Here is a 16405-nt window from a genome sequence, read left to right as displayed (position 1 = left end):
GACAACACAAACTGCAGCGTTGTAAAGCACGGTGGCAACGGCACATTTCCCTGATCGCCAGCATGTAGGCCGTAGCGAGCCATAGCGAGTTACGGCAATTTGCGCACCGCCGTAACTCGCTATGGCCTACTTTCTGGTTCCCGGACAAAGCCTGGCCTGATGAAAATCATTGCAACGCAGCAAATTGGGCAAGTAACAACATGGCAGGCAACACGAACTGGAACGCTGGGAAACATTGTGGCAACGGCACAATTGCCTGATCGCCAGCATGTAGGCCGTAGCGAGCCAAAGCGAGTTACGGCAATTTGCGCACCGCCGTAACTCGCTATGGCTCGCTACGGCCTACTTTCTACTTTCAAGGGTCGTGACAAGTTGACAACGACACATTTTCATCACCCCAGACAACGCCCCGCGCGTTCGTCCTGGATCTGAAAAGCACAGCGCAGCGCGCGGGGCGATGCCCACGCGGTTAAACGATGCGCACGAAAAAAACCACCTGTAACTCACAGGTGGTTTTTCGATGATTTCAACGAACGGCTGAATTAGCCGGCGGTTTTGACTAGCTTGACCAGACGGCTCTTGGTTCGAGCGGCGGCGTTCTTGTGCATGATGTTTTTGCCGGCGGCTTGATCGATTCGCTTTTGAGCCAAACGTAGCTCGGATTGCGCCTTTTCTGCGTCCCCTGCTTGCACTGCTTCGCGTACCTTGCGAATTTGGCTGCGAAGAGCACTCTTGCGAGAACGGTTCAGGAGACGGAGTTTGTCGTTTTGGCGAAGTCGTTTCTTCGCACTTGCTGTATTTGGCATAGTTTTATTGGGCCAGTTCTTTATTTTTGGTGAGGGCCGCGGTTTGATTTTTGAGCCGCGTAGTATGGCGACATGGACGGCTGCTGTCCAGAGTCTATTTTAGGAACCTTGATGGGTATAGGACGAGTCTTTTTAATCGGTGCAGGCCCCGGCGATCCGGGCCTTTTGACGCTGCGCGGGGCCGATCGGCTGGGAAAAGCCGATGTGGTGCTCTACGACGGCCTTTCCAACGTCGATTTGCTGGCCCACGCACCCCACGCAGAGCACATTTGCGTTGGAAAACACGGGCAAAGTCGCATTTGGAAGCAACCCGAGATCATCGCAGAAATGCTGGCCCACGCAGTGGCAGGGAAAACCGTTGCCAGGCTAAAAGGAGGCGATCCAGCGGTTTTTGCCAGGACATCCGAGGAAGTCGACGCACTTCGAGAAGCGGAAATTGACTTTGAAATTGTTCCTGGAATCACCGCAGCACTGGCGGCCGGGTCGTTTGCTGGGATTCCCATCACTCACCGGCGTCTGGCGTCCGCCGTCGCCCTGGTGACCGGTCACGAAGAACCTGGCAAAGTCGAATCAGCTCTCGATTGGCAGGCGTTGGCGAATTTCCCTGGTACCTTGGTCGTCTACATGGGCGTCACCACTGCCCAGGCCTGGACGAATTCGCTGATCCAAGCGGGCAAGGATCCAGCGACCTCCGCCGCGATCATCCGCCGCTGCAGTCTGCCCGATCAGCAGGCGATCCATTGCCGGCTCGACGAAGTCGCCGGGCATCTAACACCCGCGTCCAAGTTTCGTCCGCCCGTGATCACGATCATCGGACCGGTCACCGAACTGGCCGAGTCGATGGACTGGGTCACTCGCCGACCGCTCCACGGGCAAACCGTTCTGGTCACTCGTCCGATCGATAAAGCGGAATCACTGGCCGGTCCGCTACGCGATTTGGGGGCCCATGTTTTGGTCCATCCGGCGATCAAAACTGGTCCAGTCAAAGACAGGACTGAATTACAGCAAGTGACTGATCGCTTCGATGAATTTGATGCGGTGATCTTTTGCAGCGAGAACGGTGTTCGCTATTTCATGGATCACTTCACGCAGCAATCCAACGCTGACATCCGCAGCTTCGCAGGCAAGTTGATCGGATGCATCGGTTCCAAAACCGCCAACAGACTGTTTCAAGACTATCACTTGCGAACCGATGTGGTTCCGCAAGATTTCAGTGCCGAATCGTTGGCCGACGCCATAGCGGATGAATTGGCCGGAAAGCAAGTGCTGGTCATCCGAGCCAGTCGCGGTGCCGACACGTTGCCAGTACTTCTTACTCAGTCCGGCGCGATCGTTCATCAAGTGATCGCCTATGAAAATAGCGATGTCGAAAAAGCTGATCCGGCCGTCATCGATTCGATGCGAGATGGCAACATTGATTGGACCACGATCACCAGCAGCGCGACCGCCGAAAGCCTGTCGCGAATGTTTGGCGATGCTTTAACAAAGACAAAGATCGCAAGCCTGTCACCGATCACTTCCACTGCGGTTCGCAAAGCTGGACTAGAGATTTCCGCCGAAGCCAATCCCTACACCATCGATTCCCTCATTGAACAGATCCTGAAATCATGATCCCAAAGTCCTACAAGAAAATGCACGAGTCCTATCCTGACTTGATGCAGGCTTACGAAGCGTTTGGCAAAGCCGCCAAGGAAGCTGGCCCACTCTCCGCTCGTGAAGTCGCCTTGGTGAAGCTGGCAGTTTCCATCGGCGCAGCCCTGGAAGGCGCGTCGCACTCTCACTGCCGCAAAGCAATGGAAGCCGGTTGCACCGCCGAAGACCTACGACACGTCGCCGTCGTATCCGCACCCACGATTGGATTCCCAACCATGATGCGTGCTCGCAGTTGGGTCGAAGATGTCGTCGGTGATCAACCAAAATCGTGAACCACTCTTCGTCGATCCTGGGTGTTGTTCTGTGCGGTGGAAAATCGACACGCATGGGACAAGACAAAGCCGCCCTGCCCTGCCCTGCTCCGCCAGAAAGCAATGCGGCTGAGTACCACGCAGTCGGCAATTCACTCTTTGACGTCGCAACCAAACGACTAGAAAAACAATCCTTGTCTGTCGCGATCAGTGGGCATTGCTCTGTTGAACATTCGTTTTCACTGATCGAAGATCAAGTTGCCGACCAGGGCCCGATGCAGGGCGTACTTTCATCGCTTGAATTTGCCAAGGCCAATGATTTCCAAGCATGCTTGTGTACGCCAATCGACGTTCCCTTCTTGACTGACCGAGATCTGTCCTTGCTGATCGCCACTTGGAATCAAAAGCAAGAACCAGCGGTCGCGTTTTCAGATCGTATCGAACCGCTGATCGCGATCTATCCAACGTCGTTGATCGAAGGCTTACGCGTTAGCCTCGCGAACGATCAACGCAGCCTGATGAAATGGATCAAAGACATTCCTTTTCAAAGTGTCGCCCTTACGAAGACTTCCTGCCGAAATATCAATCGTCCGGAAGACCTAAAACTAGGATGACGCGGCCATCGCTTGTCAGAATTGTAGGCCGGAACAAGCGGAGCGCAGTTCCGGCCTACGTTGCTTGTGAAGCCCACGCGATTAACTTTTTGCTTGATACATTACTGACATGAACAACAATCAATACGCCTTTGACCATCCTGACGACGCACTGCGTGCCCTCGCCGATCGTCTTGCCATCCAACCGATCGACTCCGGTGCAAACGAGTGCATTGGCCGAGTCCTAGCCGATCCCGTCAACGCCGATCGCGATTCACCTGCGGCCGATGTATCGGCAATGGATGGCTACGCGATTCGCATGTCAGACCTGAAGATCACTGGTGCCATTGAGGTCGTTGGTGAATCCGCGTGTGGACAATCACCTCCGCCGATGCCAGCCCAAGGAGTGCTCAGAATCTTTACTGGGGCAATCGTGCCTGATGAATGCGAGGCGGTGATTAAACGCGAAGACACCGTTGAGTCAGACAATGCGATCGAGATACGAAGCGAAGGCAAGGTTGTCGAAACAGGTGCCAACATTCGCAGGTCCGGCGAAAACTTGGCTGCTGGTCAGTCCGTGTTCGAGCCCGGGGTTTGGATCTCGGCGGTAACTCAAGCTGCGTTGGTCAACTTCGGTCATTACTCTCCAACAGTTTTCAAACGCGTCAACGTTTCGGTGTTGACGACCGGCGACGAAGTCATTTCGCAACACGATTCGCCTAAGCCTTGGCAATTGCGCAACAGCAACATGCACTCGCTCGTCGCGATGCTGAGCAATAAACCCTGGTTACAAACTCAGTCGTCACAGCATTGCGGTGACGATCGTGACAAACTGGCAACCGCTTTACAACAATCGCTCGGCAACAGTGACGCAGTCATCTTGACCGGCGGTGTTTCGATGGGCGACTACGACTTCGTTCCTGATGTGATTACTGAAGTTGGCGGGCAGATCATTTTCCACCGATTGCCCCTGCGTCCCGGAAAACCAATCCTGGGCGCAGTAACTCGCGAAGGGAAACTGATCGTCGGATTGCCGGGAAATCCAGTCAGCGCAATCGTGAACGCTCGTCGAATGGTGCTGCCGTTGCTGGCCAAGAAGAGCGGCCAAACGAACTGGCTTCCCTCGCAGCCCAAGATTCATGTCGAGGGACTTAAGTCAAAACTGCTACCGCTGCATCAGATGATCCTGGTCAAGATCAACGAAGCGGGTCACGGCGTTGTCGTTCCATCGAAAGGTTCAGGTGACTTGGTTGCCTTGGCCCACAGCGATGGATTCATCCAAATTCCACCCAACACTGCTGACAACGAACCACGTCCGTTTTATCGCTGGTAGAGCGATAGCGTTGTTTGTGCTGGAAACGGCTGATCAGTTCGGTCTATAATCTGGGCATGAGCACAGCACTTCGCCTAACCGCTGATGAATACGATCAGATGATCGCCAAAGGGGCGTTCGATGGGATTCCTCGTAAAATTGAACTGATCCGAGGAGAGCTACGCGAAATGAACCCAGCCAGCCCAGTTCACGAAGACTACATCGACTATTTAAATCGGTGGTCCACTGACGCAACGACTTCCCGCGATTGCGTCGTTCGAGTTCAGTCAAGTATCGATTTGCTTGACAGTCGCCCTGAACCCGATTTGACCTGGCTTCGCCCTGGTCGTTACGCCGCTCGGCGTCCGCAAGCAAGTGATGTCTTGTTGCTGATTGAAGTCGCTCATTCAAGCCTCCCATCGGACATGGGAGAAAAGGCTGAACTGTATGCTGAATTCAACGTTGCCGAGTACTGGGTGATCGATGTGGCGTCTCGATGCATCCACGTCTTTGCAGACGCTGTGAACCATGCCTATCAAGACCGCGGCCAATTGACGGTTGGTCAAACACTATCGCCGCGATGCAGACCGGATGCAGTTCTCGTTCTGGCAGACTTGTTCAGCGAGACCTGAACGCCAAACAGCATCGATCACTGTTGGCTGTAAAGCGATCCGTGTCGCTTTTTGCTTTCGCACGGTCGCTGAATTGGTTGTGCATCGGATTGATATGACAGAATTTTTGAACCGCTAATCTTCGCTGATCGAACGCTAACAAAACATTAGGTGTTCTACATCACGACCGTTGGATTTGTTAGCGTTCGATCAGCGTCGATTAGCGGTTCTGTTGATAGCGATACCAAGCCGTGCCGTGGCCAAACCACTACCCTGGTTAGACCACTACCCTGGTCAGACTCCTAACCGACGCGTTGCATGACCGTGTCAAGCGTCTTGCGAAGGGCCGCACCGCTCTGAACTAGGCCTTGGACTTCCTTTGGCCACAAATCAATTTCCATCGTTGCTTGAACGCCAGTTCGGCCCAGCACCGTGGGAACGCTGAGGGCAACGTCGCGGATTCCGTAGCAACCATTTTGAATGCTACTGACCGGCAACACCGATTGCGTGTCCAAGATGATCGCGTCGATACAGTCACGGATTGCGATACCAACGGCGAATCCCGCACCGCCCTTACGACTAATGACTTCCGCACCACTGCCGCGGGTTCGAGTAAACAAAGCACTCGATAGCGACGGATTCCAACCAGGATACTTATCCAATGGCAGACCAGCGATCGTCGCACTGCTCCAGATCGGAACCATCGACTCGCCGTGTTCGCCCAAGATCAATGCCTTGGTCTGTGACGCGGGAGCCTTTAATTCTTGTGCGATCAGCGAACAGAATCGGATCGTATCAAGCTGTGTTCCCAGTCCGATGACTTGCTGTGGCGGCAAACCGAGTTTGTCGGCGGCCACGTAAGTCAAAATGTCAACAGGATTGCTGACCACCAAAACGATCGCAGTTGACTTTGGACCAGCCGCTTTGACGTTCTTCAGGATGTCAACAAACAAGTCGGTGTTGCGATTGATCAAATCCAAACGCGATTCGTCCGGTTTGCGACGCAGGCCCGCGGTGATGCAGATGATGTCCGACGTTGGAATGTGCTCGTAGCCACCGCCCGCGTAGACCGTGTTCGAGACGCTAGGTCCGCCGTGCTGCAAATCCAAAGCGTGACCGACCGCCAATTCTTCGTTGACGTCAAGCAAAGCGACTTCGTTAGCAAGTCCGCCGCACTGCAATGCGTAGGCAGCACAGGAACCGACGAGGCCACCGCCACCGATGATGGAAACTTTCATTTTTTTTGGCTCATAGCGATTAGCTGTTAGCGATTAGCCAACAGCCGATCGGGGATAAGGAATAGTAAGGATTTAGGAGACTGGGTCGTAGCCGTTTCGGCGAAGACCGGGCATATCAAAAGCTAATAGCTAAGTGCTAAACGCTAAAAGCTACTTAGACATTTGACGAATCACTTCATCAGTGATTGCCTTGACCAACTGAGCTTCATCGACACCTGCTGGCATCGCTGGTTTGGCCGACGGTGATGCGTCGCCAGTCGACTTGATTGGCGGAGGTGCTGGGAATGCACGACGCTCGACACCGGTGTCGGCCCACGATTCGCGGAAGATATCGTTCGCACAGATGTCGCAATCTTTGTAGTCCTCGGTGTTTCGAGGATCTTTGTAGCCCCACTTGTCCTTCAGGTCGAGCAACTCTTGCGACTTCTCGGCATTCAAGAACGACACGTTGCCAAGCTGCTTCGCCAGCAACAACATGCGGCAATATGCGTCAAGGATTTCGGTCCACCAATAAGCTTGTTCAACCGTTTCGCCGTAAGACACCGTACCGTGATTGGCCAGGATCATCACGTTCGTCTTGTTGACGTAGGGAATGATCGTATCGGCGAACGATTGACCGCCGGGTGTTTCGTACTTCGTGATCGGAACGTCACCCAAGAACACTTCGACCTCAGGCAGAATGCACTGTGGAATCGGTTCACGTGCGATCGCGAATGCGGTCGCGTGCGGTGGGTGGCAGTGAACGACGCTGCGAATGTCTTCGCGTTGCTTGTAGATTTCCAGGTGCAACAAAGCTTCGCTGGAACGCTTTTTACGACCCGACAATTGCTTGCCAGTCATGTCAACAAGTGAGATGTCGTCTGGCTTCAAGAAGCCTTTGCAATGCAACGTTGGTGTGCAAAGCACTTCGTTTTCACTGACCCGCACGGTGATGTTTCCGTCGTTGGCCGCAGCGAATTGTCGGTTGTAAATACGGCGTCCGATGTCGCACATGTCTTGTTTAATCTTGTGCAGGTTTTCCATGGTGAAACTCGTTGATGAAAAGGAAAAGTTAGCGGGTTAATGGAGACTAATTCGGCTTCTGGATATCGTAGGAATCCAAAATGGCCACGATGGAGGCATCAATGGGTTTGATGTCCGGTTTGAACGGTGCTGCGGCTTCGGGGCCCTCGGCGAGTGCGACGAGGTCACCGACACTGGATCCGCAAGTATCCCAGGCGACAATCAAGTCGCCGCCCGGTGTCAGATTGTCAATCTCGTCGATCGATCCAATCACTTCGACGCATCGCAAGGTCGACGAGTGCATTGCAGGATGCATCCTTGCCAGCGTTGTGTTCCCGACGACTCGAGCCATCTTCATTTTTGGCCTCCGTGTCTAGCAATTTGAGCAATCGCATTGACGATCGCGATCAAATTCAGGTGTTGCGCGTCCAGCACGTAGACCGACGGCTTGAGTTCTTGTTTGAACCGAATCACGTCATCCATTCGGTTGATCGAAACCGCTGAAACATTGTCGCTGATGCAGCGATAGACTGCGGTTGCCGGGCGACTGGATAACATCACGCCGCGACTGGCTCGATTGCAAAGTTTGATGCCACGAATCGAAAGCTGTTTTTTAACGGATTCCAAAAGAGCCGCGTCAATCGATTCATCATGTTGCAGATGGATCGGGCGAAACGGCGAGTGAGCTTTTGATTTCGAGCCGGACTTGCCGACTTGGCTAACAACTGGTTTCGACGTCGTGCGCGAGATTGAAATCCCTCGGCTACGAAGCACGTCACGAACTGCCGGTGTGACAATTCCGCCCGCTGGTAATTCAATCGTGTTCATCGCGGCTGGCACGCCGTCGATATCCGACAACGTGATCACGCGATGATCGAACACAAACGTCGTCGCTCGCGTTTCGACAGGCTGCTCGGAAATCACTTCGTCCACTTCCATTTTCTTCAGTTCATGTATCACTCGCCGAACAATCGACGCGATGTCGATGCTTGGGGTGATTTCGGCAGGAAGATGAATGGAAGACACAGGTTTTTTTAAGTAACTTTCAAGTCGTAATTTCTCAGTACCGAAGGCACGACAGCATTTAGCCTGGGGCGTAACGGCTTGTCGTTTAAATCATAGTCGCCTTTCGCTCCGCGAAAGTTGCGTCCACAAACGCTGCTTTTGCGGAGCAAAAGGCGACTATAAATTTGGATCTACTATTCAATCGACAGGCCGGTAAGCCCCAGGTTTCGCGAGTCAACCGAGTCACAAGCCCCAGAGGGGCGAAAGCAATCAATCGTCGCGTTCGTGTCGCCCCGTCGGGGCCTCTTGAATTCTTCTTTCTTTGTTCCTGGGGCTTACGCCCCAGGCTAAGTGCTGCCGCCACTTCGTGGCTTAACAGTACGATCAGTTCAGTCAATCAACCCGCACACACTCCATCGTGCGGGACAATTATCTACTCCGGTAATGTCATCGACAGCGGATCCGTCGCTGGTGATCATCACTTGGTCGCCGACACGGCATCCGAGTGAATCCAAAATCAACAAAGGCGGTCCATCCGGGCCACCTTCGACGCCAACCGGTTGAGCAATCACCAGCCTTTGTCCGACGAGCGAACTGTGTTTCGTGGTCGCTCTTGCGTTACCGATAACGTTGGCGGTTTGCATTAGACGACTCGCAATTCGTCGATCATGCTGCATCGGCGTTCGCGAGTGAATGTGTTGGGATTCGTCACGCCTTCACCCGTTGGTCCGGCGATTGAAAACGATAGGTAACCTTCGCCACCCAGCCCAAGGCTGGCCATGCTGGGTCCATTCTTGATGTACAAAGTCGTATCAAGTTCGCGGCCCATCTTGGTCATGTTGCTAACATTGCGTGAGTGAATGATCGCGGTGTGACGGAAACCATGTTCGTATTCCTTAGCCATCGCGATCGCGTGATCAACGTTGCGAGCACGGACGAAAGGCAAGAACGGCATCATCTGTTCGACGGTGACAAACGGGTGATGTTCGTCAGTTTCGCCAAAGACAAGCTCGCAACCTTCCGCGGGATGAGCACCAGCCGCACGGGCGAGGACTGCTGCATCTTGGCCGATGAATTCTTTGGCGGCAGCGTCGTGTTGGTCGTCGCCAACTTTGACGATCGCTTTCGAGGTGAGCGTTTGAACTTGCGTGGCGTCCAATCGCAAAGCACCCGCTCGCTCCATCGCAGCCATCATGTCGTCGAAAACTGAATCAACAACGAAGACTTCTTTTTCAGCAATGCAAAGCAGATTGTTGTCGTAAGCAGCACCTTGAATGATGCACTTCGCTGCGTTGTCCAGATCAGCAGTTTCATCAACCACCACTGGCGGGTTGCCGGGCCCTGCGACGATGGCTCGTTTGCCACTGCGAAGTGCGGCGCGACCGACGGCGGGACCACCGGTAACGCAGATCAGTGAAACGTCGCGATGAGTGAACAATGCGTCGGCCGACTCCAACGTTGGTTCGGCGATCACGCAGATCAGATTGTCGATGCCAACTTCCTCCGCGATCGCAGCGTTGAAGCGGCGAACGCCTTCTGCAGCAATCTTCTTACCCGATGGGTGCGGATTGACGACGACTGAATTACCGCCGGCAATCATGCTCACGGAGTTGCCGGTGATCGTGGGCAAGCTGTGCGTGACGGGAGTGATCGCGGCGATGACGCCGAACGGAGCACGCTCGATAATCGCCAATCCGTGATCGCCGCTGAATGCTTTTGTTTCAAGCATTTCAGTGCCGGGTGATAGCTCGCCGAGCGTTTTGAGTTTTTCGATCTTATGCTCAGGACGTCCGACGCCCGTTTCCTTCATCTCCATCAAGCCCAACTCTTCGCACTGATCGATGCTGATCCGGCGAATGATGTCGATGACTTGTTTGCGTTCTTCCATGCTTCGCAGGCGAAGCTGTTCTTGAGCATGTTTGGCGGCGGCAACCGCTTCATTGACATCGGTGAAGACACCATTGCGACCGGCACCGGGTGCAACATGCTTGTGAAGTGGACCAGAATTACCAGCGGGCATGGGGCCGACTTCGGATAAGACCTGAGCCACGACATTGCGGATAATGGATTCGTCAAATTGCATATTAGAAGACTCGGGTGAGGTTCGTTGTTTTGGTTTGACCGTGACTTGGGCGTGTTGCCCGAGATGAAATTCATCACAGGCTAAAAGCCTAGGCCACGGTTATTCATTCAGTCGTCGCTGCGGTCGTAGACCGCCTTCTTTTCAACATGGACGCTGTCGATAATGCCAGTGATCACGGCATCAATGGGCAACGTTTTTGTTTCGGGCGTCAGGCGTGCCGAACTCCCCTGGCACACCAAAACCAAGTCACCTTCACCTGCACCAAGCGTGTCACACGTGATGAAGGTTCGTCCCGTCGTGACCAGGCGATCACGCTTCTTCTCGTCCAGCCGATACGGTTCGACGATCAGCAGTTTATGGCCCGTCATCGTTGGCACCTTTTGAGTGCTGACAACGGATCCGGTAACGCGTGCTAGAAACATGTTTGGACGTTTGAAGTGTGAAGGGTGAAGAGTGAAAAAAGCTAATCGCTAGTGGCTAATGGCTAAGTGCTAACTTGGTGCGTTTGGCGACAATCCATTCTTCGTTGGTGGGGATAACCCAAATTTGTGTCGAACTCGATTCCGCATGCAGATAGCCCTCGCCCGGATTTCCTCCTTCGGGCGGACTGCTGCCACGGTGGTTCTGGTTTCGTTCTTCATCGAACTGGATGCCCAGTGAATCCAAGTTCTTACAAACTGCCGATCGAACGATGTCTGAATTCTCGCCAATGCCTGCCGTAAACACGATCGCATCGACGCCGCCCATGGCGACAATCATGCCACCCATGTGCCGACGAATTTCTTCGACAAAAACGTTCAGTGCTAGTTGGGACTTGGCGTCACCGTCCTCGGCGGCCAATTCAACATCACGAAGATCGCCACTTCGTTCGCTGATTCCTTTGATCCCACCTTCGCTGGCAAGTTCAGCGAGCAGTTGTTCGAGCGTTTTGCCACTTCGCTGCATCAACAGCGGCAGAGCAAACGGATCGAAATCACCGACTCGATTATTTTGCGGCAACCCAGTTTGAGGCGTCATGCCCATCGTCGTCATCACGCTTTGACCGTTTTGGATCGCGGTCAATGAATTGCTTCCGCCCAGGTGACACGAAATGATTCGTGCATCTTTACGGCCTAACAATTCGGCGGCGCGTTCGGCAACGTAACGGTGACTGGAACCATGGAATCCCCACTTTTGAACTTGATAGTCTTCTCTCCAATTTGGCGGGATCGCGTAAACGCGACGAGCCTCGGGGATCGAATCATGAAACTCAGTTTCAAAGGCGGCGACCAACGGCAAGTTGGGGAACCGATCTCGCAACAACTTCATTGCTGCGATGTAGGGCGGGTTGTGCGCGGGCGCGGCCGCATTCATTTCCGCCATCGCTTCAAGCACATCGTCATCAACCAAAAACGTTCCACTTTTGCGACCACCGTGAACGGCTTTAAAACCGATCGCAGAAACCGCCGAAGCATCCTTCAAGCAACCATGTTGCGGGTCGGTCAACTGATCCAAACACGATTGCACTGCGATGCCATGATCGGGAACCGGCATTTCGTAGACGTGGTGGTAGTCACCAATGGTGACCTCACAACGGCTAGTCGGTTCACCGTCACCTTGGGCATCACCGATTCGTTCGACCGCACCGCGTGCAAGCACACGATCATCGGGCCGAACGTCGGCGGTTAGTTCGCCACTGACGTCTAGCAATTTGTATTTGAAACTGGTGGAACCCAGATTTGCAACAAGAATAAGCATGAGGGGAAATCTTCCGTGATGGGTGGGATGGTGTGACGAAACGCTGATTAGCTAAAGTAAGCGCCAATCAAACCTTCGGCAGGCCGAGGAATGATGTGGCTGCTGACCAATTCGCCTGCGGAGGCTGCGGCAGCGGCACCTGCTTCGACAGCAGCGCGAACGCTACCGACGTCACCACTGACCACGGTTGTGACCAATCCGCCGCCAAGGTCAACTCGCTTTACGATTTCAACGTTGGCTGCTTTGGCCATCGCGTCGGTTGCTTCCACGAGCGGCAGCAAGCCTTTGGTTTCAATCAATCCAATTGCGTCGTTCATCTTGTCTATCTTTCTTTGATGGATAATTTATGGAGTAGAAGTTGCGGTTGTTACTTCTTGCCAGTCGCGGCGGGCAACTTGAGAACTTTTTCCAGGTCGCCGTGGGGACGTGGAATCACTTGAACGCTGACGACTTCACCAATGCGTCCCGCAGCAGCGGCACCAGCGTCGGTTGCAGCTTTCACAGCAGCGACGTCACCGGTGACGAAGACGGCTGCTAAACCAGCACCGACTTTGTCCCAGCCGAGGAATTGAACATTGGCGGCCTTCATCATTGCGTCGGATGCTTCGACCATGGCGACAAAGCCCTTGGTCTCGATCATGCCGAGCGCTTCACTAATTTTTGCCATCGAATTGGATGCCTTTCGTAATCAGAAACAGGAGGTAAAGAATCGTTTTCATCTTGACTGGACCCGCCAGGGTTCAGTCTGTGCTGACTGAACCCTGGCGGGCCCAGCTACATCAATCAATGTCCGCACGCACAATCGCCGGGCATCTTTTGCAGAAACACTTCCGAAGCCGCATCCAAATTGCACGCGTTGCCTTCGTCAGTATCAATGTGTACTTCTAGCTTGGCGGCCTTGTCTTCGCGGACAAGGACATCGTCAAAGATGACCGAGCAGTCGTTGCTCTTGATCACCAATTGCATCATGTCGCCATTTGAAACGCCGTAGAAATTGGCGTCATGTTCGTTGAGGTGGACGTGGCGAGCGGCGCGAATCACGCCCTGTTCAAGCTGCACGCTTCCGGCAGGCCCGACCAACACGCAACCCGGTGTGCCTTCGATTTTTCCCGAATGGCGAACCGGTGCGTCGATGCCCAGTGAAATTGAATCGGTAAACGCAAGTTCCAGTTGGCTGAAGGGACGCGTCGGCCCCAACACTCGTACGTTGGGCAACATGCGGCGACGCGGGCCAACCACCATCACGGTTTGCTTGGCGGCGTAAAAGCCATCTTGGTAAAGATCTTTGTCGGGTTCCAAAACGCTGCCAGCACCAAACAAGATCTCGACGTGTTCGTCGGTTAGGTGACAATGGCGAGCCGAAATGCTGACTCGCAAGTTTGGTTTTCCATCGACCCAACCGGCCGGCTGCGAAGAAGGACTCGCCGAAGAACTTGCGGGCGAAGCGGCAACACCCGCGCCAGACATGGATTGACGAATCGCATCGCGAACGAGGGATTCAATTTGAGATCGATCGACAGTCATGCTCATGATGAAATGGACGAACCGGATTGAGGAGAATGGTTTAAAGGCGGCACGCCGCCGGAATGATTTTGCGAAGTTTTGCGTGACGTATTCGGGTCTGCGTGTTCGGCACTTGATGCCAACATTAGTTCGACGCCCGCCGTTTCCAATACTGAATTCCACTTGGAATCGAGTCCGGTGTCGGTGACCACCCGGTCAACGTCTTGCAATCCACATATCTGGGACAGGCTGACTTTTCCGAACTTGGTGTGATCCGTCAAAACGATGGTCTGATCCGCGGCGGCGATCATCGCCTTCTCGCTTTCCACCAACATCATGTCGCTGTTGAAAAAGCCTCGCTTGGTGACCCCGGCAACCGAAAGAAACGTCTTTGAAACGTTGATACCAGCCAACATCGTGTCAGCCATCGGACCGATCGCGACCGAAGTTCGACCGCGAACGCATCCGCCAACCATGATCAGGTCAATCGAATCACTGGTGGACAAAAGATGAGCAACGGGCAGCGAGTTGGTGACCACCTGCAGCGGACGATTGACGATTCGCCGGGCCAATTCATAAACCGTGCTTCCACCGTCCAGCAGAATCGTGTCGCCGTCTTCGATCAGCGTGTCAGCGATTTGGCCGATCGCTTGCTTACGAGGCCAAGCGTCATCTTGTCTTGATTGAAAGACGCTAATCGTCGCCGATTGACCGGTCCAATAAACGCCGCCATGGGTTCGACGAGCCTCGCCAGCTTCCTCGAGCGATTCCAGATCGCGGCGAATCGTCGATTCACTGACATCCAGCAAGCACGCAAGTTCCCCCAACGCAGCAAACCCGGAGGCCTGGATATGGTCGCGAAGCTTCTCGCGGCGGTTATTAGTGGACAAAAGAGCATCTCTCGCAAAGCGACGGATTTCTATCACAAGATGCTAGTATTCTATCAGTTGAATCCGAAAACAAGTACCTACTGGGCAACAAAGGTGATTTAGGTCAAATAAAAGGGCGACATGACTGCCGCTAGATGACAGTTATTTGTCATGCAAATGGTCGTTCAGCAAAATGCCGGGCGTTTCAGACGTAGGCCGGAACAACTTCCCGATTTCCCAACCCGAACGCGTAAGCGAGGGATTTCCGCGTCAAACAAAATCCCTCGCTTGCGCGTTCGGGTTGGAATTGGGGTTGGAATTGGGATTGGGTGGCATCGCTGTTCGGGACAGTTCCTAAGCCAGAATGTCCGTGGCGACCGATCCATGGACGTCGGTCAGCCGGAAATCACGACCGGCGTAGCGATAAGTCAGTCGCTCGTGATCGAGTCCCATCAAGTGCAACAGCGTTGCGTGCCAGTCGTGAATGTGGCACTGGTTTTCGATCGCTTCGTAACCATGTTCGTCGGTTTCGCCGTAGCTGTAACCGCCTTTGACTCCGCCACCGGCCATCCACGTGGTGTAACCCTTGTTGTTATGGTTGCGACCATCGCCACCTTGGGCCGCAGGCGTTCGACCAAACTCGCCGCCCCAAACCACCAACGTGTCCTCGAGCAAACCACGTTCCTTCAAGTCTTGCAGCAGACCGGCAATCGGCTGATCGCAACCGAGTGCTCGCGCCGCATGGTCGGTCGTCAATCGCGTGTGTTGATCCCACCCGCCATGCGAAACTTCGATGAACCGAACACCCGCTTCCGCAAATCGACGAGCCAGCAGACATTGCTTGCCAAAGTTGGCGGTCGATTCATTATCGATTCCATACAGGTCACGCGTTCGCTGCGTTTCGTCGGACACGTCCATCAACTTGGGCATCGCGTCCTGCATACGAAAGGCAAGTTCATAAGATTCGATCACACCTTCGACGCCGGGCGCAAACTCTTCGCGTCGCAACTTTTCTCGGTTCAGCGATTGAATCAGGTCGAGTTGTTTTCGCTGCTGACGAGTATCCATTCGCGATGACTGAATGTCGGGAACCGCTAAACCGCCGTTTCCGACGCCCAACCGAGCGAGTGCCCGCGAACCGCTGCCACCAACAGCAGTACCGCCATAGATCGCAGGCAAGAACGAGTTCCCATAGTTTCGCGAAGTGCCAGCCGGCGGACTAAGCGAGATGAATCCCGGAAGCGATTCGTTTTCGCTGCCCAATCCGTACAACGTCCACGCACCCAGCGAAGGACGAATGAACTGCGCCGTGCCGGTATGCATTTCGGTCACCGCCGACGTGTGAACCGGTTGATCGCACTGCATCGATCGGATCAGGCACATGTCATCAGCGTGGCTGGCGACCTTCGGAAACAGATCGCTGATCCACAAACCACTTTCGCCACGTTGTTTGAATTCCCAAGGAGACTTCAACAAGCGACCGCCGTACTTACCAGCTTTCCCATGATCCTTTTCCAATTGCGGTTTGTAGTCGAACGTATCAACGTGCGACGGCCCACCCTGCATGCACAGAAAGATAACGCGCTTGGCACGAGGTTGTAGGTGCGGCTTTTTCGGTGCGAGCGGATTGGTGCTTGGCAACGATTCTTTTTCCGCCGCCAAGCTACTCAGTCCTGCAAACGCCAAGTAACCAAAACCGGCGGACGTGCTTTGCAGCAATTGTCGTCTAGTAAACATGGTAT

General features: G+C 54.0%; 19 protein-coding genes. 5 read left to right on the top strand and 14 right to left on the bottom strand.

Annotation, left to right across the window (positions count from 1 at the left end; translation table 11 throughout):
* Positions 1-542 precede the first annotated feature (542 nt).
* The gene (rpsT, locus tag RC85_RS10645) at positions 543-806 is read right to left on the bottom strand and encodes a 30S ribosomal protein S20 (RefSeq protein ID WP_068262248.1); all 264 of its coding nucleotides are present in this window, start codon (positions 804-806) and stop codon (positions 543-545) included.
* A 111-nt stretch (positions 807-917) separates the two neighbouring features.
* On the opposite strand from rpsT, the gene cobA reads away from it, so the two are divergent.
* The 5 genes from cobA to RC85_RS10620 all read left to right on the top strand — a co-directional run bounded on the left by cobA (position 918) and on the right by RC85_RS10620 (position 5247).
* Positions 918-2417 carry a uroporphyrinogen-III C-methyltransferase gene (gene cobA / locus RC85_RS10640; protein ID WP_068262245.1) on the top strand — a complete coding sequence of 500 codons (1500 nt, stop codon included), beginning with the start codon at positions 918-920 and terminating at the stop codon, positions 2415-2417.
* The gene (locus RC85_RS10635) at positions 2414-2731 is read left to right on the top strand and encodes a carboxymuconolactone decarboxylase family protein (protein WP_235033332.1); all 318 of its coding nucleotides are present in this window, start codon (positions 2414-2416) and stop codon (positions 2729-2731) included. Before cobA ends, RC85_RS10635 begins: the two co-directional genes overlap by 4 nt.
* A complete protein-coding gene (gene mobA, locus RC85_RS10630; RefSeq protein WP_068262243.1) occupies positions 2728-3324 on the top strand; it encodes a molybdenum cofactor guanylyltransferase in 597 nt (198 codons plus the stop codon). Before RC85_RS10635 ends, mobA begins: the two co-directional genes overlap by 4 nt.
* 109 nt (positions 3325-3433) lie before the next feature.
* Positions 3434-4636, top strand: a complete 1203-nt coding sequence (locus RC85_RS10625; protein ID WP_068262240.1) for a molybdopterin molybdotransferase MoeA — start codon at positions 3434-3436, stop codon at positions 4634-4636.
* Positions 4637-4692: 56 nt separating this feature from the next.
* A complete protein-coding gene (locus RC85_RS10620) occupies positions 4693-5247 on the top strand; it encodes a Uma2 family endonuclease (RefSeq protein ID WP_068262239.1) in 555 nt (184 codons plus the stop codon).
* A gap of 281 nt (positions 5248-5528) precedes the next feature.
* On the opposite strand, the gene RC85_RS10615 is transcribed toward RC85_RS10620, so the two are convergent.
* From RC85_RS10615 to RC85_RS10555, 13 genes are all read right to left on the bottom strand, one after another.
* Positions 5529-6464 carry a lactate/malate dehydrogenase family protein gene (locus RC85_RS10615; protein WP_068262238.1) on the bottom strand — a complete coding sequence of 312 codons (936 nt, stop codon included), beginning with the start codon at positions 6462-6464 and terminating at the stop codon, positions 5529-5531.
* Positions 6465-6614: 150 nt separating this feature from the next.
* On the bottom strand, positions 6615-7487 hold the full coding sequence (locus tag RC85_RS10610; protein ID WP_068262237.1) for a class II aldolase/adducin family protein: 873 nt from the start codon (positions 7485-7487) through the stop codon (positions 6615-6617).
* A gap of 46 nt (positions 7488-7533) precedes the next feature.
* Positions 7534-7824: a EutN/CcmL family microcompartment protein gene (locus tag RC85_RS10605; protein ID WP_068262236.1), complete on the bottom strand. Its 291-nt coding sequence runs from the start codon at positions 7822-7824 to the stop codon at positions 7534-7536.
* A complete protein-coding gene (locus RC85_RS10600; RefSeq protein WP_068262234.1) occupies positions 7821-8492 on the bottom strand; it encodes a hypothetical protein in 672 nt (223 codons plus the stop codon). Before RC85_RS10600 ends, RC85_RS10605 begins: the two co-directional genes overlap by 4 nt.
* Before the next feature lie 368 nt (positions 8493-8860).
* Positions 8861-9115 (bottom strand): EutN/CcmL family microcompartment protein, encoded by a 255-nt coding sequence (locus RC85_RS10595; RefSeq protein WP_068262231.1) that lies wholly within the window; start codon positions 9113-9115, stop codon positions 8861-8863.
* Positions 9115-10554: an aldehyde dehydrogenase family protein gene (locus RC85_RS10590; protein WP_068262229.1), complete on the bottom strand. Its 1440-nt coding sequence runs from the start codon at positions 10552-10554 to the stop codon at positions 9115-9117. Before RC85_RS10590 ends, RC85_RS10595 begins: the two co-directional genes overlap by 1 nt.
* A 107-nt stretch (positions 10555-10661) precedes the next feature.
* The gene (locus RC85_RS10585) at positions 10662-10976 is read right to left on the bottom strand and encodes a EutN/CcmL family microcompartment protein (RefSeq protein ID WP_068262228.1); all 315 of its coding nucleotides are present in this window, start codon (positions 10974-10976) and stop codon (positions 10662-10664) included.
* A 55-nt stretch (positions 10977-11031) separates the two neighbouring features.
* Positions 11032-12291: an acetate/propionate family kinase gene (locus tag RC85_RS10580; RefSeq protein ID WP_068262225.1), complete on the bottom strand. Its 1260-nt coding sequence runs from the start codon at positions 12289-12291 to the stop codon at positions 11032-11034.
* 47 nt (positions 12292-12338) lie between these two features.
* The gene (locus tag RC85_RS10575) at positions 12339-12608 is read right to left on the bottom strand and encodes a BMC domain-containing protein (protein WP_068262223.1); all 270 of its coding nucleotides are present in this window, start codon (positions 12606-12608) and stop codon (positions 12339-12341) included.
* 50 nt (positions 12609-12658) lie between these two features.
* Positions 12659-12958 (bottom strand): BMC domain-containing protein, encoded by a 300-nt coding sequence (locus RC85_RS10570; protein ID WP_068262220.1) that lies wholly within the window; start codon positions 12956-12958, stop codon positions 12659-12661.
* Between the two features lie 116 nt (positions 12959-13074).
* On the bottom strand, positions 13075-13821 hold the full coding sequence (gene pduL, locus RC85_RS10565) for a phosphate propanoyltransferase (RefSeq protein ID WP_068262216.1): 747 nt from the start codon (positions 13819-13821) through the stop codon (positions 13075-13077).
* Positions 13818-14684, bottom strand: a complete 867-nt coding sequence (locus RC85_RS10560) for a DeoR/GlpR family DNA-binding transcription regulator (protein WP_068262214.1) — start codon at positions 14682-14684, stop codon at positions 13818-13820. The genes pduL and RC85_RS10560 overlap by 4 nt, the downstream gene beginning before the upstream one ends.
* Positions 14685-15017: 333 nt before the next feature.
* Complete coding sequence (locus RC85_RS10555; RefSeq protein ID WP_068262212.1) at positions 15018-16400, bottom strand: DUF1501 domain-containing protein; 1383 nt, start codon at positions 16398-16400, stop codon at positions 15018-15020.
* Between the last annotated feature and the right edge of the window lie 5 nt (positions 16401-16405).

This window comes from Rubripirellula obstinata (genome assembly GCF_001642955.1).
Classification (GTDB): domain Bacteria; phylum Planctomycetota; class Planctomycetia; order Pirellulales; family Pirellulaceae; genus Rubripirellula; species Rubripirellula obstinata.
The sequence above is the reverse complement of the archived record's forward strand: the minus strand, read 5'-3'. Positions and strand labels throughout refer to the sequence as shown.

Excerpts from the sequence above, each read along its gene's own strand:
- RC85_RS10595 (WP_068262231.1), bottom strand. The coding sequence starts at position 9,115 with ATGCAAACCGCCAACGTTATCGGTAACGCAAGAGCGACCACGAAACAC.
- RC85_RS10570 (WP_068262220.1), bottom strand. The coding sequence starts at position 12,958 with ATGGCAAAAATTAGTGAAGCGCTCGGCATGATCGAGACCAAGGGCTTT.
- RC85_RS10605 (WP_068262236.1), bottom strand. The coding sequence starts at position 7,824 with ATGAAGATGGCTCGAGTCGTCGGGAACACAACGCTGGCAAGGATGCAT.
- pduL (WP_068262216.1), bottom strand. The coding sequence starts at position 13,821 with ATGAGCATGACTGTCGATCGATCTCAAATTGAATCCCTCGTTCGCGAT.
- rpsT (WP_068262248.1), bottom strand. The coding sequence starts at position 806 with ATGCCAAATACAGCAAGTGCGAAGAAACGACTTCGCCAAAACGACAAA.
- RC85_RS10580 (WP_068262225.1), bottom strand. The coding sequence starts at position 12,291 with ATGCTTATTCTTGTTGCAAATCTGGGTTCCACCAGTTTCAAATACAAA.
- RC85_RS10625 (WP_068262240.1), top strand. The coding sequence starts at position 3,434 with ATGAACAACAATCAATACGCCTTTGACCATCCTGACGACGCACTGCGT.
- RC85_RS10555 (WP_068262212.1), bottom strand. The coding sequence starts at position 16,400 with ATGTTTACTAGACGACAATTGCTGCAAAGCACGTCCGCCGGTTTTGGT.
- RC85_RS10635 (WP_235033332.1), top strand. The coding sequence starts at position 2,414 with ATGATCCCAAAGTCCTACAAGAAAATGCACGAGTCCTATCCTGACTTG.
- RC85_RS10590 (WP_068262229.1), bottom strand. The coding sequence starts at position 10,554 with ATGCAATTTGACGAATCCATTATCCGCAATGTCGTGGCTCAGGTCTTA.
- RC85_RS10575 (WP_068262223.1), bottom strand. The coding sequence starts at position 12,608 with ATGAACGACGCAATTGGATTGATTGAAACCAAAGGCTTGCTGCCGCTC.
- RC85_RS10585 (WP_068262228.1), bottom strand. The coding sequence starts at position 10,976 with ATGTTTCTAGCACGCGTTACCGGATCCGTTGTCAGCACTCAAAAGGTG.
- RC85_RS10610 (WP_068262237.1), bottom strand. The coding sequence starts at position 7,487 with ATGGAAAACCTGCACAAGATTAAACAAGACATGTGCGACATCGGACGC.
- RC85_RS10615 (WP_068262238.1), bottom strand. The coding sequence starts at position 6,464 with ATGAAAGTTTCCATCATCGGTGGCGGTGGCCTCGTCGGTTCCTGTGCT.
- RC85_RS10620 (WP_068262239.1), top strand. The coding sequence starts at position 4,693 with ATGAGCACAGCACTTCGCCTAACCGCTGATGAATACGATCAGATGATC.
- cobA (WP_068262245.1), top strand. The coding sequence starts at position 918 with ATGGGTATAGGACGAGTCTTTTTAATCGGTGCAGGCCCCGGCGATCCG.